The organism is Clostridium sp. AWRP (genome assembly GCF_004006395.2).
GTDB lineage: Bacteria > Bacillota > Clostridia > Clostridiales > Clostridiaceae > Clostridium_B.
Genome location: NZ_CP029758.2, coordinates 3,531,910 through 3,548,234, shown reverse-complemented (window position 1 = coordinate 3,548,234; position 16,325 = coordinate 3,531,910). Strand labels below are relative to the sequence as shown.

The window sequence follows — 16,325 nt, the reverse complement described above, 5'->3', positions numbered from 1 at the left end:
AAGGTTTAAGGAGGTAGGTATTCTAAAATGAATTACAATGCTTGTATTAGGAAGTCTATTGATTATATAGAGAATAATTTAAACAATAAAATAGAACTTGAAGATATAGCTCACAAAGTCTTCCTGTCAAAATATCATTTTCATAGAATTTTTCATTCTGTTGTTGGAGAACCTGTAGCTGAGTATATAAGAAGGAGAAGACTTAAAGAGGCTGCAAATGAGCTTTTAAATACAGATAATAAAATTGTAGATATAGCATTAAAGTATCAGTTTAGTTCTCAGGAATCTTTTACAAAGGCCTTCAAAAAGCTTTATGGAATGCCTCCAAGAGAATTCAGAAGAAATAGAACTGCAAGTAGTATTTCTATGGCAGCTTAATATTTATTAAAACAATATTTTTACGAGGTGATTTGAATAATGAGTTATGTACCAGTAGTAATTGATCATACAAATGCAGGAGAACGTTCTTACGATATATTTTCAAGGCTTTTAAAAGACAGGATAGTAATGTTAAATGGCCAGGTAACAGATGAAACGGCAAGTTCAATTGTAGCACAATTTTTATTCTTGGAATCAGATAATCCTGACAGTGATATCAATTTTTATATAAACAGTCCAGGAGGATCTATTACAGCTGGAATGGCAATATATGATACAATGCAGTATATAAAACCTGACGTATCCACAATATGTGTTGGTATGGCTGCCAGCATGGGTTCATTTTTGCTTGCAGCAGGGGCAAAAGGAAAGAGATTTGCTCTGCCAAACAGTGAAATTTTAATACATCAACCGTCTGTATACGGTGGAATGCAGGGGCAGGCCACAGACATAGAAATTCACACAAAATGGCTTTTAGGAATAAAGAAAAAGATGAATAGATTGTACAGTGAAATGACAGGTAAACCTATTGAAAAGATAGAAAAGGATGTTGAGAGAGATTATTTTATGTCAGCTAAAGAAGCTTTAGATTATGGATTAGTAGATAAAATCCTTTCAAAATAATTTTTTAAACAGCAGCTGCATAATGAAGGAAACTTCATTACGCAGCTGCTGTTTTTTTATTTGGACATATATTTATGTTATATATATGTCCAAATAAAATATACATTGACAGGCGAAGTATGTTTTTGTATAATATAACTAAATTATTAAAGTAATTTAGTTTACAATTTAATATGCTGTAAGGAGGGAGTAGATGTCTATAACTTCAGATGTCATAAGGGGGCATACAGAAACAATAATTTTGGCGCACTTAGTTCAAAAGGATAGTTATGGTTATGAAATCAATAAATTTATAAAAGAAAAGACAGATAATAAATATGAGCTTAAGGAAGCAACTCTTTATTCTGCTTTTAGAAGGCTGGAAAAAGCTTCTCTTATAACTTCTTATTGGGGAGATCAAAATACAGGAGCAAGAAGGAGATATTATTCTATAACAGAATTGGGAAAAGAAGTACTAAAGCAAAATAGACTAGATTGGAATGAATCAAAGGAATTAATAGATAAGTTAATTAATGGAGGTAATCAAAATGCATGAAAGATTGAGAAAGAGTGTAGAAGAATTATTTGAAAATGCACCTAAAACTCATAGAGCAACAGAGCTTAAGGAAGAGCTTTTAGCTAATCTTACAGATAAATATGATGATTTGGTGTCTTCAGGAAAAGATGAAGAGGAAGCCTTTAAAATAGCTATTTCAAGTATAGGTGATGTAGATGAACTATTAGAAGGGATAAAAGATAAAAATATGTTTGATTATAATGAGGAGCAAAAATACCGAAGAAAAAATGCACTTGTATTGTCTGTGTCTGTAGGATTGTATATTATGAGCATAGTGGTTTTAATGCTGCTAAATGAGGTTTTTATGGTAAATGAAGTTGTATCCGTAAGTGTTATGTTTACAATAGATGCTATTGCAACATGTCTTATAGTCTACAATCATGCTTCAAAGCCTAAATACGTAAAAGGAGATGATACTATCGTGGAAGAATTCAAACAGTGGAAATCTTCAAATGATAGTCAAATGGAAATTATTAAATCAATTAAATCTATAGCATGGCTAATTATAGTTGCCCTATATTTTATATTGAGTTTTGTTTTTGGTGCCTGGGCATATTCCTGGGTTATATTCATAATAGGTGCTGCTGTAGAAAAAATTATAACTTTGAGCTTTAAATTGAAGGAGTAGGAATATGAATATGAATAGAAGCTTAATAAAAGTATTAATTGTAATGTGGGCTGTCATTGCAGCAGCAGGTATATGTTTCTTAATATATGGATTTTCTCACGGAGAGGGTTTTCCAATATTTGAATATGGAAATAAAATAACAGGTGCTAGGTATGTTGTACAGAAAAGTGAAAGCACATCTGTAAATAACTGTAGCAAGATAAGCTTGGGATTTTCTAGAGGAGATGTGATTGTACAGGCAACAGATGAATCAAACCTAAAAGTTGTACAAAGTGCATCTAGAAAGTTAAAAGATGGAGATAAGTTTGTAATAGAAAAACAGGGAAATAACATTGAAATTAGAAGGAGAGATGAAAATAAAGTTTTTCACAATAAAATTATCAATATATTTGATGGATTCAATACAAATGAGAAAATAGAATTGTATGTACCTAAAAGCTATGCTAAAGATTTAGATATAAGTACAACTTCAGGAGATATCTTATTTAACTCTGACATGAAATTGAATGATATAAATTGTATACAAAGTTCTGGAGACTTCAAGATGAATAATAGTATTACTGCAAATAATGTTGATATAAAAACAAATTCAGGAGACATAGGTATAACTAGCTTAGATTCTAAACATTACAATATACAAGCTATATCAGGAGATATATCTGTAAAGTCTATTTCAGGCTCTGGAAATGCAAAAATTGTATCAGGAGATATAAAAATGAATTACAAGTCCATTGACGAGTATGCTAAGGCAAGTTCTACTTCTGGAGATGTGAAGATGGTACTTCCTCAAAATTTGAGTTTTAAATTTGAAGGAAAGTGTACTTCTGGAGATATAAAAGGAGATTTTCCGTTAACCTATGAAAATGATAGAAAAAGCAAGGCATCTGCACAAGTAGGAAATGGACCATATAAGACAATAAATGTAAATACAGTATCGGGTGATATAGATATTTCAAGCAAGTAATGAATATGAAAAATAAAAAAGAATTTGAAGTTTACTATAAGCGTACCTATTGAGTATGTCCATTTGTGTGGTAAGATATGAGGACTTAATTAGTTTACAAAAATTGTTTTGCAAACTAATCAAGTCCTCTAAGTGTATTATCAGTACAGGTAACTTTTTAGCATTAGAATGAGTGCATGTTTTGAATAAGTTTGAAACATTTATTTACTTAATACATTAAAATAAATAGGAAGAGATTCATTTTCCGTATTTGATTTTTCAATTAATACAGGATTATTAATTGATTCATAAATTAGTTTAATTGTCTTGGAAAGATCAGCGTCTTCTACTCCTAAAACAATATTGGATTCACAAGATGGCTGTATAATTATTTTTATTTTAACATTTTGGTTAGATAAATTTTGAAAAATTCTATGGATAATTTGCCTAAATTTATTTATATTTCTTATAATTATTCCAACTAAAGATATATTATGATTTATAGTTATGGAACCTGGATTAAACTGAGTTTCTATCTTACTAATAAAAGAATTTTCACATTTACGTAATTGGGAATCTGGTACAATTAATGATACAGAATCTGAATTAAAAGATAAATGTTCTACAGAAATATTATCAGCGTTTATAATTGAAAATAAGTTATTCAAACCATCATTTATTAAATTGAGCTTTTCTAATGTTACTATTGAAAAATTTTCTTTGCCGGATATTCCAGCAATAGTATCTTTATAATCTTCATCGGGTAAATTATCAGATATAAAAGTACCAATGTCTTCTGGATTATTAGTGTTTCTTATATTTATTGGAATTTTACTTTCCTCAACTGGAATAATTGAATCTTCATTTAGAACATTTGCTCCCATATGAGAAAAATTTTTTATTTCTTTATAGGTCATATTTCTTATATTTTTAGGGTCTTTTACAATACTTGGATTTGCCATTAACACACCGGATACATCAGTCCAGTTTTCATATATAGAGGCATTCATAACACTTGATATTATGGATCCAGTTATATCTGATCCTCCTCTTGGAAAAGTTTTAATTGATCCATCTTTATTTGAACCATAAAAACCTGGTATTACAGCTTTTTCTACATGGAAAAGTTTGTTTAAAATTAATATTTTAGTAGCTTCTTTGTCTAATTGGCCATTTTGCTTAAATGAGATTATATCTGAAGGATCTATAAAGGTAAAATTCATAAATTTCGAGAAAATTAAACCATTTAGATATTCTCCACGGCTTAAAATATAGTCCTTAGAGGCACCGTTAAAAAAATCATTTTTTATGGCATATAAGAATTTTTTTATATCTAAATCCAATCTCAAATTATTACATATAGAAACGTATTTTCCTTCGATTATATTGAAATAATTTTCAAATAGATTTTTATTGTCAACACAACAATAGCATTTATATAGAAGATCTGTGACTTTATAATCTTTTTCAAAAGTTTTTCCTGGAGCAGAAACTATGATATATCGTCTCCTTTTATCTTGCAAAACGATTTCTTTTACTTTTTTAAATTGTTTATCATTAGCTAGTGAGCTTCCTCCAAATTTAGCAACTATTAAATTATTCATTTTTAAGTTCTCCTATGAATTATAATTTATTAAATCAGATTTCCTAATTGTAACTTTATTATATTATAGTTTAAAATTTTACACTTTTTATTGCTTTTAATGCTGGAAATATTGCTAAAAATGCTTTTGCATAAAGTACTATAATATTTTATGCAAATTAAAGTCAGAAGGTATCTGCAAAAATTTAAAGCTATGGTAACTATTTTTTATTGTCACTGTTTTATAATACATTATCCTAGTGTTAAAAATGGGTAGAAGGATATTTTATAAAATTAATTCTAAATGCAAAACTTCTTTTTCTATATTAAAAAATCCTATGATTTTCAATAACTTGGGAGCTACATTTTTAACCTATGTAATAGGCTTTGCAGGTGGTATAAAAATAACTTATGTATTTATAATACAAATATTGTTTTACATATATAGCATTAATTTCTGTATACTATAGAATTTTTAAACCTGGTAAGGTTTAAAATTTGTAAAAAACATTGCATTTTAGATGATTTTTGTTATTATGTTAATAGAGATAAAAACACAGTTTTGGTTGGTAGTCCAAAACATGGCTTGCACTTTATAAGTTAGCAGTAACCTGCCCTCCTGGGGTTGTCCGTTCTCTAGATTTTTTATTTATTAAACAGGAGGAATAGAAAATGACAGCTAATATTAAGCTAACAGTATTTTTTGAAGAGCCATTTTGGGTTGGTGTGTTTAAAATGTGGGATTCTGATACAGTATATCTTTCAAGGGTCGTATTTGGTGCTGAACCAAAAGATTATGAGGTATACGACTTTGTACTAAAGAATTTTAGTAATTTAAAGTTTAATAAACCACTAGATATCAATGATGCTGATAAAAACATTGATAAAAAAATAAATCCTAAAAGACTTCAGAGAAAAATTAAAAAAGAAACAAAAGACAATGGTATAGGTACAAAGGCGCAAATTGCCATGAAGCAGCAATATGAAGATTTTAAACTAAAAATAAAAAAAGTTTCAAGAGAAAAAAAGGAAGATGAAAAAGAGAAAAAATTTAAATTAAGGCAGCAGAAAAAATTAATGAAGCATAGGGGACATTAACTGGGATTGTCCAGGTTTTAATTTGTTTGGGGTGGCTTTTAAAATTACCTTACGGCTATTTCTGCTGAGACAGTATCTACGAAAGGGTTTGATTTTTTTAAAACCCTTTTTTTATAGCAATTATGGAAAGTAAGCTTGACATTATAAAAAAACAGTAATATTCTAATATTACAAAGTCACTTTCTATTGTGATTGGAGGCATTAATTTGAAAAACAGGCTTGAAGAAATTAGAAAACAACATGGCATCACACAAGAGGAGTTAGCACAAAAACTGGAGGTATCAAGACAAACAATTGGATCGCTTGAAAATGGACGTTATAATCCATCTATATTGTTAGCTTTTAAGATTTCTAAATTTTTTAATGTGAGTATTGAAGAAATATTTATTTATGAGGAGGATTCAGAAAATGAAAACTTTTAATTATGTATTTATTATGGTAGTAGTTGTAATGTTAATTAGTTCAGCAATTGGCATGTTTTTTGTAGGTGGATATACGTCTGAAAACATATCTTTAATCCTTATGGCAATGGCTGTGGCTTCAGTTATTAGTAACATACATTATAAATTTATTGTGAAGAAAAAAGATAAAGATGAGCGAAATATTGCCATTGAAAACAGAGCTAAAGCGAAGGCTTTTGATATTATGGAAATAGTATTTGGCATTCTTGTAATTGCATATGTTTTTTTTAGAGCTAGTTTATTTATAATTTTTCTTGCGATTGCAGCATATTTGGTTATTTTTGCAGTCTATATGGTATGTTTTTCTAAGTATCACAAGGAAATGTAAAAACTTATTAACAATGAATAATAAGATGTAACATTGATCAAACTAACTAGTAACATATATAGATACAGGCTTATTTTGATAAAAAACTTGAAAGACTAAAGGGATGAAAAGCATTTGTGAGAGGATGAGTGAAGGTTGAAAAAAATTGAAAGTGAAATGAACAAAAAAAAGTGGCTGATCCTGATTACAGTTGTTTTTGCTACATTTATGTCAACACTTGATGGCAGTATTGTAAATGTAGCACTGCCGGATATGGCATCTAAATTAAATGTAGGAATGTCAGGTATTACATGGGTTGTTACCAGTTTTTTAATAACTGTTGCAGCAACTATTTTAATATTTGGAAGGCTTGGAGACATGATAGGAAAGACAAAAGTTTTTAAATTTGGAGTCGTTCTTTTTACAATGGGTTCACTGCTGTGCGGTCTCACAAGTTCACTTCCCTTACTTGTAACAGCAAGAGTTATACAAGCAGTAGGAGCATCGGCTACCATGGCTACTAATCAGGGAATCATAACTCACGTCTTTCCGGCTAACGAGAGGGGGAGGGCACTTGGAGTTTTAGGTACATTTGTGGCATTGGGTTCTATGGCAGGTCCTCCAATTGGGGGTATTATTGTTTCAGCTATAAGCTGGGAATATATATTTTTAATAAACATACCTATAGGAATAATTGTATTTATACTTACATTAAAGATATTTCCTAAAGCACATACCACCTCTGATGAAAAACTAGATATAAAAGGAGCTTTACTATTTGTAGTAGCTACAGTTTCGCTGTTTGGAGCATTGGGACAAGGTCAGGTAAAGGGTTATGACAATATATTTATAATTTTAGCTTTTGCAATTTCATTTATAACTTTTGTATTGTTTATTATATTAGAACATAAAATAAGCATGCCCATTTTGCAATTGAGTATTTTTAAAAACAGTTTATTTTCAATAAGTATAATATGTGCTTTTATTTCATTTATCGCAATTAGTGCATCAAATATAATACTTCCCTTTTACTTTCAGTATACATTGAAGTTTTCACCGGCAGCATCTGGAATTCTCATGATGGTATCTCCTATTGTTTTATCTGTAGTGGCTCCTTTTAGTGGATATATGTCAGATAAAATTGGATCCGAGATACTTACCTTATTTGGACTTAGTTTTACAAGTTTGGGGTTGTTTTTTATATCCAGTTTAAATGAAAGGTCTTCTGTACTTTTGATTATAGCTTATATAGTAATTATGACTTTAGGAAATGGAATGTTTCAATCTCCTAACAATTCGTTAGTTATGTCTACTGTTAGTAGAGATAAGCTTGGGATAGCAGGAAGTATAAATGCCCTTATTAGAAACTTAGGATTTGTTTTAGGCACATCTCTTTCTACTTTATTACTTTACAATAGAATGAGTCATAAAATTGGGTACAGAGTGGTGGATTACATAAAAGGCAGAGATGATGTTTTTATTTATGGCATGAGATCAGTATATATAAGTGTTGGCATTATGTGTTTATTTGGAGTTTTGATAACTGCATTAAGGTTTTACTATAGTAAAAAATTAAGGGGATTATATATGAAGGGGTGATTTAGTATGAGTTATAGAGTTTTGATTACGGAAAATATATATGAAGAAGGCAAGGAGTATCTTAGAAGTCATGGTTATGAATTAAAGATGGCTTCTGATATTTCAGAAAATGTTTTGGTAGAGGAAGTAAAGGACTGTGATGCAATATTAGTTAGAATGGCAAACATTACTGAAAAAATTATGAAATCAGGAACAAAGTTGAAAGTCGTATCTAAGTTTGGTGTTGGAGTAGATAATATAGATGTTGAAGCTGCATCAAGTCTTGGAATAAGAGTCACCAATTCTCCTGAATCCAATAAGAACAGTGTGGCTGAGTATACTATGGGCCTTATACTATTACTTGCCAAAAAATTACTTATTTATGATAGAGAACTTAGAGATGGAAATTTTCAAATAAGAAAAAGTTTTGGAATGGATCTTGAAGGTAAAACCCTTGGAATTATAGGAGTTGGAAGTATAGGAGAGCTTGTTGCTTTAAAGGCTTCAAAGGGATTTGGCATGAGAGTTATAGGATTCAAGCGAAATATAACTTCAAATCAAATGGATAGTATAAAACTTACTGGAGATTTAGATTATGTACTTAAAAATTCTGATTTTGTAAGCTTACATGTTCCACTTACGGGGAAAACAAAGGGTATGATAGGAAAAAGGGAGCTGTCTCTTATGAAAGCTAGAGCTTTTCTTATAAATACGGCGCGGGGAGAAGTCGTTGATGAAGATGCCCTTCTGGAAGCACTTTCGCAAAATAAAATTGCTGGAGCTGCCATTGATGTATTTAAAGGAGAAAAACCATCTAAAGATAATCCTATTTTTAAACTTGAAAATGTAATTGTAACGCCTCATACTGCAGCACATACAGAAGAGGCAGGTATAAGAATGTCTGTTCATCCGGCAATTGGCATAGATGAAGTGTTAAGTGGAAGAGAGCCTTCCTGGCCGGTGAATTAGCATGATTTCTATAGAGGTGTATTTACTTTGAATAAACCTCTAGGGTATGATTCCTTTAGCACGGAGATATTATATGTTCAACATAAGATCTGTAAAGCAGTCAGATAAAGCAAAATTACTAGACAGCTATATAAATAAATAAGTAAGAAAGAAATGGAGCAGCAAGGTAATTAATTTTCTGCTTCGTAAATTATTTTTTTAAAAATTTTAACTTGACAAATGTGCTAGCACCTGTTATCATATTATTTGTTAACCGCTAAAGTATAGAAATTAGCAGCGGATACAGATATGCCGAAGTGGTGGAATTGGCAGACGCAACGGACTCAAAATCCGTCGTTGGTGACAACATGCGGGTTCGACTCCCGCCTCCGGCACCATGAATATCAACGGATGGCTGTATTACTTAGTTTAAGGACTATTTAATACAGCCATTTTTATTAGTTTGCAACAATATTTGCAACAACCAGAATTAAATTCAGCGTAAATTTTTATAGTAGTTTTTATGCTTATTTATTTTCAAATTTCATCTGTAATTTTTTTATAAAACGAACCTTTTACTAAAAGATGTTATATAATATGATATTTTTGGTTATTCACATAGTTCAAAAAGCATTTTATAGCAGGTGTAAGTGGACGGTTCTTTTTGGTTATTAGACATACTTCCCATGTACAATCCGGCGTGTTAAATGGAATAGCTTTTACATCTGCTACATCCATGCCTATAAAGTGAACACCTACACCAATACCTTTGTTCAATCTACTAAAATTATGTATTAGAATCAATTCCATAGTTTCTAAGTAGATTTTTGGCTCAAAACCAGCTTCTCTACATTTCTTAATGAAATTGTGTCTTAATTTAAAATTACTATTTAATAGTAAGAACTGTTCATTTTTTAAATGATGAAAATCTATTTCATCATTTTGTGATAATGGATTATCTGTACTTACAAGAATACACATTTTATTCTTTAAAATAGTTTGAGAATCAAAAGATGTTTCATCAATTGGTGCAATGCTGAAGCCAATATCTTCATGCTCATTAAGTATAGCTTCTTCGCAGGGAATGTCTTGGTATTCAGTGATATTTAAAATAATATTTGGATGTAGTAATTTAAAGTTTTCAATATATTTGTCTGGAAGTGCACTAATAACACCAAAAGATATTGCTATATTTAAGACATGTTTTTCTTTTTTTCGAATTTGTTCAAAATCCTTAGTGATTGATTCCATCTGTAATATAATTTGAGTTGCATGTTTTTTAAAGCTTTCTCCATAAGGTGTTAGAACTACCCCGGATTGATTACGAATAAATAGAGAAGCACCTAAATCGTTTTCTAAATTTTTTATAGCTGAACTTAAGGCTTGTTGAGAGATATAGAGATTTTTTGCTGATTTGGAGATAGATTTACAATTACAAATTTCTAAGAAATATTTAAAATATTGAATTTTCAATTATCTCACCTCCCTTGTGAAATAATGATTCTATACGATTACAATTATATTACATTGAAATATAATTAGTCAATTTACTATGAGCACAGATATTTTTTGTTGATATACAATATAATTTTGATATGCATGGTGATATTTTAGAGTTAGAATTGTTATAAAATTAACAGGAGGTAATTAATATGAACATCACTAAATATCCACATGTATTTCAACCATTGAAATTTGGAAATACAACATTAAAAAATCGATTAGAATTTACACCAATGGTTAGTTGCTTATCTAATGCTGAAGGGGAAGTAACAGAAGAAGCTGTTGAATTTATTGGAATGCAAGCACGTTCAGGTGTATCACAGGTAATAATTGGAGATACACAAGTAGATTGGGAGAGAGCTGTATGTTTTTATGGTGAATTAAATGTACATCATGATAAATATATGACAGGACTTTCATTGTTGGTGGAAGAGGCACACAGATATGGAGCGAAACTTTCTATTGAGTTAGCTCATGCTGGGCGTGGTGGTGTTCCTTCTATGAATGTAAAACCAGGATTTGCACCTTCGTATCTGCCTACGCCAGGTCGTATGCAAGATTTAAAAGTTATGGATCGTGCTGATATGGATTATGTTATTAATCAATTTAAAGATTGTGCAAGCAGAGTTAAACGTGCTGGTTTTGATGCTATTTTTATTCATAGTGGTCATAATAATTTATTAGGACAATTTTTATCACGTTCTAGTAATTTGCGTACAGATGAATATGGTGGCAGCATGGAAAATCGTATGCGTTTTCCATTAGAGATTATAAAAGGTATTAGAGAAGTAGTAGGATCTGATTTCCCATTAGAAATGCGTGTTAGTGGAGATGAGATGACAGGACCTGATGGTATTCATATTGAAGAAACAATTGCTTATTTAAAAGAGGCACAAAAATATATCAATATGGCACATATTTCTTGTGGAAATGTGTTTGTTGAACCAGGTGTTAAATATTCTGTACCTTTATATCTGCAAGAACGTATGCAAAATGTAAAATATGCAGAAGCTGTTAAAAAAGCAGTTGATATTCCAGTATCTGTAGTTGGAAATATCTTTACTTTAGAAGAGGCAGAAGAAATTATTGCATCAGGTAAGGCCGATGTTGTTGGTATGTGTCGTTCACTTATGGCAGATCCAGATTTGATTAAAAAATCTGTAAACGGTGAAAGTGAAGACATTCGTCCTTGCTTACGATGTATGGATGGTTGTGGTAAAATATTCAATGGTTTTCCAGTACGTTGTGCTGTAAATCCAGTTGTAGGTCGTGAGTTTAAGTACAAGGACATTCAACCGGCAAAAATCAAGAAAAAAGTAATGGTAATTGGTGGAGGACCAGCAGGTATGCAGGCAACTCAAACATTAATTAAGAGAGGACATGATGTTACTTTATATGAGAAATCAGATCAATTGGGTGGTTTACTATTAGATGCAGGTGCAGTGTCCTTTAAAAATTTAATGAGAGATTATACTAAATGGAATGTAGATACGACTATGAAATCTGGAGCAAAAATTAGGCTTAATACTGAAGTGACTAAGGAATTAGTAGAGCAAGATAAGCCAGATGCAGTCATTATTGCAACGGGTTCGACATATATTCGTCCTAATATTAAGGGAATCGATAAAGAAAATGTCAAAATGCTAAGAGATGTGGAAAATGGCAATGTAAACATTGGGAAAAATGTTATTATATGTGGTGGAGGCCTTTCTGGAATTGAAGGCGCTGTAGGACTTGCTAGAGAAGGAAAAGAAGTTACAGTAATTGATATGATTCCAGCAGAAAAATTCTGTGAAAGTATGTTTGGAATTACAAGAAAAGCATTATTTGATGAAGTAGAAGAAAGTAAAGTTAAATTAGTTGGAAGCAGTAAAATAATTGAATTCTTAGATAATGGTGTTGTTATAGAAGACCAAGAAGGCAATAGAAAAATTATGGAAGCGGATTCAATTGTTATTGCTTTAGGTTTGAAATCACAGAATAAATTAGCAGAAGAAATCATGCCCATTTTACCAGTAGACACATATATTGTCGGAGATGCTGATAAAGTAGGAACAGTACGTAAGGCAAACAAGAATGCATTTGATATAGCAGTAGAAATATAATTATATAACCAATTAAAAAATAAAAAGTTTATGTTGTACAGTTTCTAGTTTTAAATTAAAAACTGTATAGGGAATGGGGTATAGATTTGCTTTTTACATAAATCCATACCCATTCCTCAAAATGTATTTTTATTTTAAAATATACAAATACGTATCTAGACTTCTATTTACTGCTGCAGCAACAATACCTATGAAATCCTCCAAATTATTTTCAACACTTGCTTTTTCAAGGGCACTCATATATTCATTTCTGTCTTCCATTCTTATAACAGTGATTGGATATCCACATCTCATAAGGATTAAATTCATAAGTAATCTTCCACACCTGCCATTTCCATCTATGAAAGGATGTATAAAAGTAAATTTATGATGAAACTCTGCTGCAAGCTTTATAGGATGCAATTTATTTTTACTTTCGTCATACCACTTAATTAAGTCTTCCATTTCTTGTGGAACTAAGAAATGCTCTGGAGGTCTATGTTTGCTGCCGCTTATGAGTACATTCACATTTCTGTATCTTCCTGCATTTTCATTGTTTATAGTTTTAAGAATAATGTAATGTAAGTTTTTTATAACACTTTCAGTAATATCTATATTTTTATCAACTATATCTTCAATGTAGTCCATAGCTTCTTTGTGATTAATAACTTCAAGATGTTCTCTAAGAGTTTTTCCTTTTCCAATAGTGATTCCATCTTCCAAAATAACTTTAGTTTCCGTAATTGTAAGGGTATTTCCTTCAATAGCATTTGAATTATATGTAAGTTCCACATCAAAATACTCTTTCAAATTTTTAATAGTAGTTTTATCAAATGGTCTTTTACTATCAAGTATTTTTTTCTTTTTATCTATCTCTTTAATCATAATATCCCCCTTACAAACAAAATTGTTATTTATAAAATACTCTTAAGCGTATTATACCATACAAAATTTATATTTATGGTAAAATATGAATATCTCGTAATTAGTATTATCAACTTTACTGAATTTATTTAACAAGTACTAAAAAATTTTTTCTATAACTATATTATATCCACTTATTGGAGCACCTTTGAGTGCTGCTTCTGGATTTGTTGGTGGAATATTTGGAAATTCTTTGACACTTACGGTTAAAATATGATGTAAGATATAATAGTCAAGGTAATAATGATTTTAGATGCACTTTTGCGTGTGTAGGCGATGATGAGTCAGCTCTCAGGTTAGCAGGTGAAGGAGGATCAAATTTAAATTCATTTTTGTATTTGTAAGTCATTGTAAACCTTTATAATTTATGAGCATTATTGTAAAAACGTGAATTTTTTGTTACAATTATGATGAAAAATAAATGAAGATGTAAAAGAGTAAAATACAGGAGGACGTAAATGAGTAAATTGACAAATTGTAAGGCATGTGGTAAAGAAATAGCAAAGGGAAGTGTATGCTCTAATTGTGGCAAAGATCATAGAATTTTTTTTGCAAGGCATAAGATATTGATAGGGCTAGCAGTATTAATTATAGCCTTCATTGGTTTTGTTACAAATGCTTATGTGGCAGGACAGGCAACTGCGGCGGCTATATTTATTATAGCAATCATTGGTCATAGTCTTGATAAGTTAAGACTCAAGAAATTTAGAGGGTCAGATAAACCTGCTTCAACTACTAATTTAGATAGTAAATAAAGAGTTAAAAAAGGCACTTGAATATAAAATTAATATTAAGAATTATGGAATGAAAATTATATGAATTTGTGTTAAATAAATGGTAAGCATTTTTCATATTAACATAACTACATAATATTAACAATATAGCGACAAAATGAAATGAATCAGCTGAAATTTAAGTAGGATGGTTCATTTTTTGTAGTAGATAATATATGAAGGCAGCATTAGGAGATGCAAAATCCTCACAAAATCCGGAAGGCTGCTTGACCAAGGCAAAATCTCTCCTAGTTACATAAAAAATATTTGATTTGAGAACATAAAAACGTCGTAAAATTTTTTAAAATAATACGGCGTTTCAGTAAATTATTCACTTTTTAATTGTTACGTTAAATAAGAATTATCCAAATTAATACACATTAAAGTTATATATGTTATTTCTGTTTTGGCTTTTTCTTAATGCAAATAAGTTTTTCAACATCTAACAATTCACTATCATTTTCTATCCGATAATGCATCCAACCCCCATCACCACAAGGATAACGGTTTTTCCATAAATCTTTTGTTTTAGGAAGCATATTGTCTAACTCTTGGTACAGTCTCTTTAACTCACTTTTACCTATTGTTATTGTGACAGTGAATGAGTCTTTTTCAAAAAATACATAACATAAAAGCTTACTTTTACAGGTATACTTGTATCCCCAACCATAATTGTTGCCAAATGGGAACTTTAATTCTCGTATTATAACATAATTATTTTTTAAAAAGCTTTCAAATTTAATTAATCTGCAAACAGCGTTTCTTCCTAAAAGATTATCTATTTGCAAAGATGTAGGCGTTGTACTTTTATCAAAAAATCTCTCAACTATACTTTTATACATCATTATCACCTCTCTATTATAGGTGTCCACAATTCATAAGTTTCTTTGCTCCCATTAGGATAATATTCAAAATTCATACCATGTTTAGAGTTAGGAATGTATCCAGCTTCAGGAAGAATTTTCTCATAATATTCTGTCCATGCTTCTACAGCAGACATAGCTGGTGGTACATAAGCTACAGCATAGTTTGTACCAGGGATATACTTGCAATAAGCTCCTATGGGGGTTTTATCTATGTAATTAACTTCAATACCAATAAGATAACAATATTTTTGATTTTCTGTAGACCACATTAGTCCATAGAAATCATTTCTATAGCCAAATACATTAAATAGATCCTCTTTTTTGATATTAAAATCATTCCAAAGGTTAGATAAGTCTTTTTCACAGGTTTTCAAACTTGTTTCTACTAAATATCCACATATATGGAAACCCTCTCGTTTTTTCATACATAAATTCAATATTACCATCTCCACAAATTTTCTATCTATGTTCTATTGTAATACATCAATTATGACATCTGTATGTCATAATATTGGCGGTTTAGTGAACCATCTTTTTCATATAAACATTTATTCCAATACTTACCATTCTGTTTCTGTAATTCCTCTTGTTTCTTGCATCCTTTAGATAATAAAATATTTATCTGTCTATCGTGTATTTCAATAGCTTTGTCTATAAGGTTTTGGCTTAATTCATATAAATATAAAGCAAATATTGAATATCTCTTTTTTGCTTCAAATCTTCTTAATGAAAATGGCTCGTATTTAGATCCTAGCCTGGATAACTGACGAATTCTATTTGGATGTAACCCTGCAATATTTAGCTCAAGCTGTAAACTTCTTATCAATTCTAGTCTTTCTATTACTTGTGCAAATGCTTTTGGCGATGAATGTCCTTGATCTTCTTTCAACCAGCTAAGTTTTGTCTTCTAATCTCATTTATTGATAATTTTATAAGATTTATAATAATATCAATATCATAGGTCGAAAAAGTATAGTATTTTGCAATTTCACATTCACTAATGTTCTGTGGTATTTGAGTAAATTCAAGTCTTTGATCTTCTGTAAGTAAAATTTCTGCGGCGGCCACTACA

17 protein-coding genes, 1 tRNA gene and 2 pseudogenes are annotated in these 16,325 nt (G+C 30.3%); 14 read left to right on the top strand and 6 right to left on the bottom strand.

Going from position 1 to position 16,325, the window contains the following annotated elements:
• Positions 1–27: 27 nt before the first annotated feature.
• The 5 genes from DMR38_RS16460 (at position 28) to DMR38_RS16440 (ending at position 3,150) form a co-directional block, all read left to right on the top strand.
• On the top strand, positions 28–378 hold the full coding sequence (locus DMR38_RS16460; RefSeq protein ID WP_127722348.1) for a helix-turn-helix transcriptional regulator: 351 nt from the start codon (positions 28–30) through the stop codon (positions 376–378).
• Positions 379–417: 39 nt separating this feature from the next.
• Positions 418–1,002 (top strand): ATP-dependent Clp endopeptidase proteolytic subunit ClpP, encoded by a 585-nt coding sequence (clpP, locus tag DMR38_RS16455; RefSeq protein ID WP_127722347.1) that lies wholly within the window; start codon positions 418–420, stop codon positions 1,000–1,002.
• Between the two features lie 193 nt (positions 1,003–1,195).
• Positions 1,196–1,537 carry a PadR family transcriptional regulator gene (locus DMR38_RS16450; protein ID WP_127722346.1) on the top strand — a complete coding sequence of 114 codons (342 nt, stop codon included), beginning with the start codon at positions 1,196–1,198 and terminating at the stop codon, positions 1,535–1,537.
• Positions 1,530–2,186, top strand: a complete 657-nt coding sequence (locus DMR38_RS16445; protein ID WP_137440577.1) for a permease prefix domain 1-containing protein — start codon at positions 1,530–1,532, stop codon at positions 2,184–2,186. Before DMR38_RS16450 ends, DMR38_RS16445 begins: the two co-directional genes overlap by 8 nt.
• A gap of 4 nt (positions 2,187–2,190) precedes the next feature.
• Entirely contained in the window at positions 2,191–3,150 is a 960-nt protein-coding gene (locus DMR38_RS16440; protein WP_175413042.1) for a DUF4097 domain-containing protein, read from the top strand.
• 200 nt (positions 3,151–3,350) lie between these two features.
• On the opposite strand, the gene DMR38_RS16435 is transcribed toward DMR38_RS16440, so the two are convergent.
• Positions 3,351–4,733, bottom strand: a complete 1,383-nt coding sequence (locus DMR38_RS16435) for an aspartate kinase (protein ID WP_127722345.1) — start codon at positions 4,731–4,733, stop codon at positions 3,351–3,353.
• A 319-nt stretch (positions 4,734–5,052) separates the two neighbouring features.
• On the opposite strand from DMR38_RS16435, the pseudogene DMR38_RS22380 reads away from it, so the two are divergent.
• The 7 genes and pseudogenes from DMR38_RS22380 to DMR38_RS16400 all read left to right on the top strand — a co-directional run.
• Positions 5,053–5,206, top strand: a pseudogene (locus DMR38_RS22380) (MFS transporter); the annotation flags it as partial.
• 177 nt (positions 5,207–5,383) lie between these two features.
• A complete protein-coding gene (locus tag DMR38_RS16425) occupies positions 5,384–5,809 on the top strand; it encodes a YjdF family protein (protein ID WP_127722344.1) in 426 nt (141 codons plus the stop codon).
• A 206-nt stretch (positions 5,810–6,015) separates the two neighbouring features.
• Positions 6,016–6,231, top strand: a complete 216-nt coding sequence (locus DMR38_RS16420) for a helix-turn-helix transcriptional regulator (protein ID WP_127722343.1) — start codon at positions 6,016–6,018, stop codon at positions 6,229–6,231.
• On the top strand, positions 6,218–6,598 hold the full coding sequence (locus DMR38_RS16415; RefSeq protein WP_243124330.1) for a hypothetical protein: 381 nt from the start codon (positions 6,218–6,220) through the stop codon (positions 6,596–6,598). The genes DMR38_RS16420 and DMR38_RS16415 overlap by 14 nt, the downstream gene beginning before the upstream one ends.
• Before the next feature lie 135 nt (positions 6,599–6,733).
• Positions 6,734–8,176, top strand: coding sequence for an MFS transporter (locus DMR38_RS16410; RefSeq protein ID WP_127722342.1), 1,443 nt, complete (start codon positions 6,734–6,736; stop codon positions 8,174–8,176).
• Positions 8,177–8,182: 6 nt separating this feature from the next.
• Positions 8,183–9,124 carry a hydroxyacid dehydrogenase gene (locus DMR38_RS16405; RefSeq protein WP_127722341.1) on the top strand — a complete coding sequence of 314 codons (942 nt, stop codon included), beginning with the start codon at positions 8,183–8,185 and terminating at the stop codon, positions 9,122–9,124.
• Between the two features lie 290 nt (positions 9,125–9,414).
• Positions 9,415–9,501: transfer RNA gene (locus DMR38_RS16400), tRNA-Leu, on the top strand.
• A 190-nt stretch (positions 9,502–9,691) separates the two neighbouring features.
• Here DMR38_RS16400 and DMR38_RS16395 read toward each other — a convergent pair.
• On the bottom strand, positions 9,692–10,576 hold the full coding sequence (locus DMR38_RS16395; RefSeq protein ID WP_127722340.1) for a LysR family transcriptional regulator: 885 nt from the start codon (positions 10,574–10,576) through the stop codon (positions 9,692–9,694).
• 179 nt (positions 10,577–10,755) lie between these two features.
• Here DMR38_RS16395 and DMR38_RS16390 point away from each other — a divergent pair, with 179 nt between their 5' ends.
• Positions 10,756–12,711: an FAD-dependent oxidoreductase gene (locus DMR38_RS16390; protein WP_127722339.1), complete on the top strand. Its 1,956-nt coding sequence runs from the start codon at positions 10,756–10,758 to the stop codon at positions 12,709–12,711.
• A gap of 129 nt (positions 12,712–12,840) precedes the next feature.
• Here DMR38_RS16390 and DMR38_RS16385 read toward each other — a convergent pair whose 3' ends face one another.
• Complete coding sequence (locus DMR38_RS16385) at positions 12,841–13,575, bottom strand: Fic family protein (RefSeq protein WP_127722338.1); 735 nt, start codon at positions 13,573–13,575, stop codon at positions 12,841–12,843.
• A 497-nt stretch (positions 13,576–14,072) separates the two neighbouring features.
• On the opposite strand from DMR38_RS16385, the gene DMR38_RS16380 reads away from it, so the two are divergent.
• Complete coding sequence (locus DMR38_RS16380; protein WP_127722337.1) at positions 14,073–14,369, top strand: hypothetical protein; 297 nt, start codon at positions 14,073–14,075, stop codon at positions 14,367–14,369.
• Positions 14,370–14,782: 413 nt separating this feature from the next.
• Here the strand turns inward: DMR38_RS16380 and DMR38_RS16375 are convergent, their stop codons facing one another.
• The 3 genes and pseudogenes from DMR38_RS16375 to DMR38_RS22650 all read right to left on the bottom strand — a co-directional run.
• The gene (locus DMR38_RS16375) at positions 14,783–15,232 is read right to left on the bottom strand and encodes a DUF3788 family protein (protein ID WP_243124329.1); all 450 of its coding nucleotides are present in this window, start codon (positions 15,230–15,232) and stop codon (positions 14,783–14,785) included.
• A 2-nt stretch (positions 15,233–15,234) separates the two neighbouring features.
• Positions 15,235–15,678 (bottom strand): effector binding domain-containing protein, encoded by a 444-nt coding sequence (locus DMR38_RS16370; protein ID WP_175413041.1) that lies wholly within the window; start codon positions 15,676–15,678, stop codon positions 15,235–15,237.
• 122 nt (positions 15,679–15,800) lie between these two features.
• Positions 15,801–16,321: pseudogene (locus DMR38_RS22650) on the bottom strand (hypothetical protein); the annotation flags it as partial.
• Between the last annotated feature and the right edge of the window lie 4 nt (positions 16,322–16,325).

Bases quoted from the DNA above. Each gene is read 5' to 3' on its own strand.
- DMR38_RS16425 (WP_127722344.1), top strand. From the start codon at position 5,384: ATGACAGCTAATATTAAGCTAACAGTATTTTTTGAAGAGCCATTTTGG.
- DMR38_RS16415 (WP_243124330.1), top strand. From the start codon at position 6,218: ATGAAAACTTTTAATTATGTATTTATTATGGTAGTAGTTGTAATGTTA.
- DMR38_RS16445 (WP_137440577.1), top strand. From the start codon at position 1,530: ATGCATGAAAGATTGAGAAAGAGTGTAGAAGAATTATTTGAAAATGCA.
- DMR38_RS16450 (WP_127722346.1), top strand. From the start codon at position 1,196: ATGTCTATAACTTCAGATGTCATAAGGGGGCATACAGAAACAATAATT.
- clpP (WP_127722347.1), top strand. From the start codon at position 418: ATGAGTTATGTACCAGTAGTAATTGATCATACAAATGCAGGAGAACGT.
- DMR38_RS16370 (WP_175413041.1), bottom strand. From the start codon at position 15,678: ATGAAAAAACGAGAGGGTTTCCATATATGTGGATATTTAGTAGAAACA.
- DMR38_RS16435 (WP_127722345.1), bottom strand. From the start codon at position 4,733: ATGAATAATTTAATAGTTGCTAAATTTGGAGGAAGCTCACTAGCTAAT.
- DMR38_RS16460 (WP_127722348.1), top strand. From the start codon at position 28: ATGAATTACAATGCTTGTATTAGGAAGTCTATTGATTATATAGAGAAT.
- DMR38_RS16390 (WP_127722339.1), top strand. From the start codon at position 10,756: ATGAACATCACTAAATATCCACATGTATTTCAACCATTGAAATTTGGA.
- DMR38_RS16385 (WP_127722338.1), bottom strand. From the start codon at position 13,575: ATGATTAAAGAGATAGATAAAAAGAAAAAAATACTTGATAGTAAAAGA.
- DMR38_RS16380 (WP_127722337.1), top strand. From the start codon at position 14,073: ATGAGTAAATTGACAAATTGTAAGGCATGTGGTAAAGAAATAGCAAAG.
- DMR38_RS16375 (WP_243124329.1), bottom strand. From the start codon at position 15,232: ATGATGTATAAAAGTATAGTTGAGAGATTTTTTGATAAAAGTACAACG.
- DMR38_RS16405 (WP_127722341.1), top strand. From the start codon at position 8,183: ATGAGTTATAGAGTTTTGATTACGGAAAATATATATGAAGAAGGCAAG.
- DMR38_RS16440 (WP_175413042.1), top strand. From the start codon at position 2,191: ATGAATATGAATAGAAGCTTAATAAAAGTATTAATTGTAATGTGGGCT.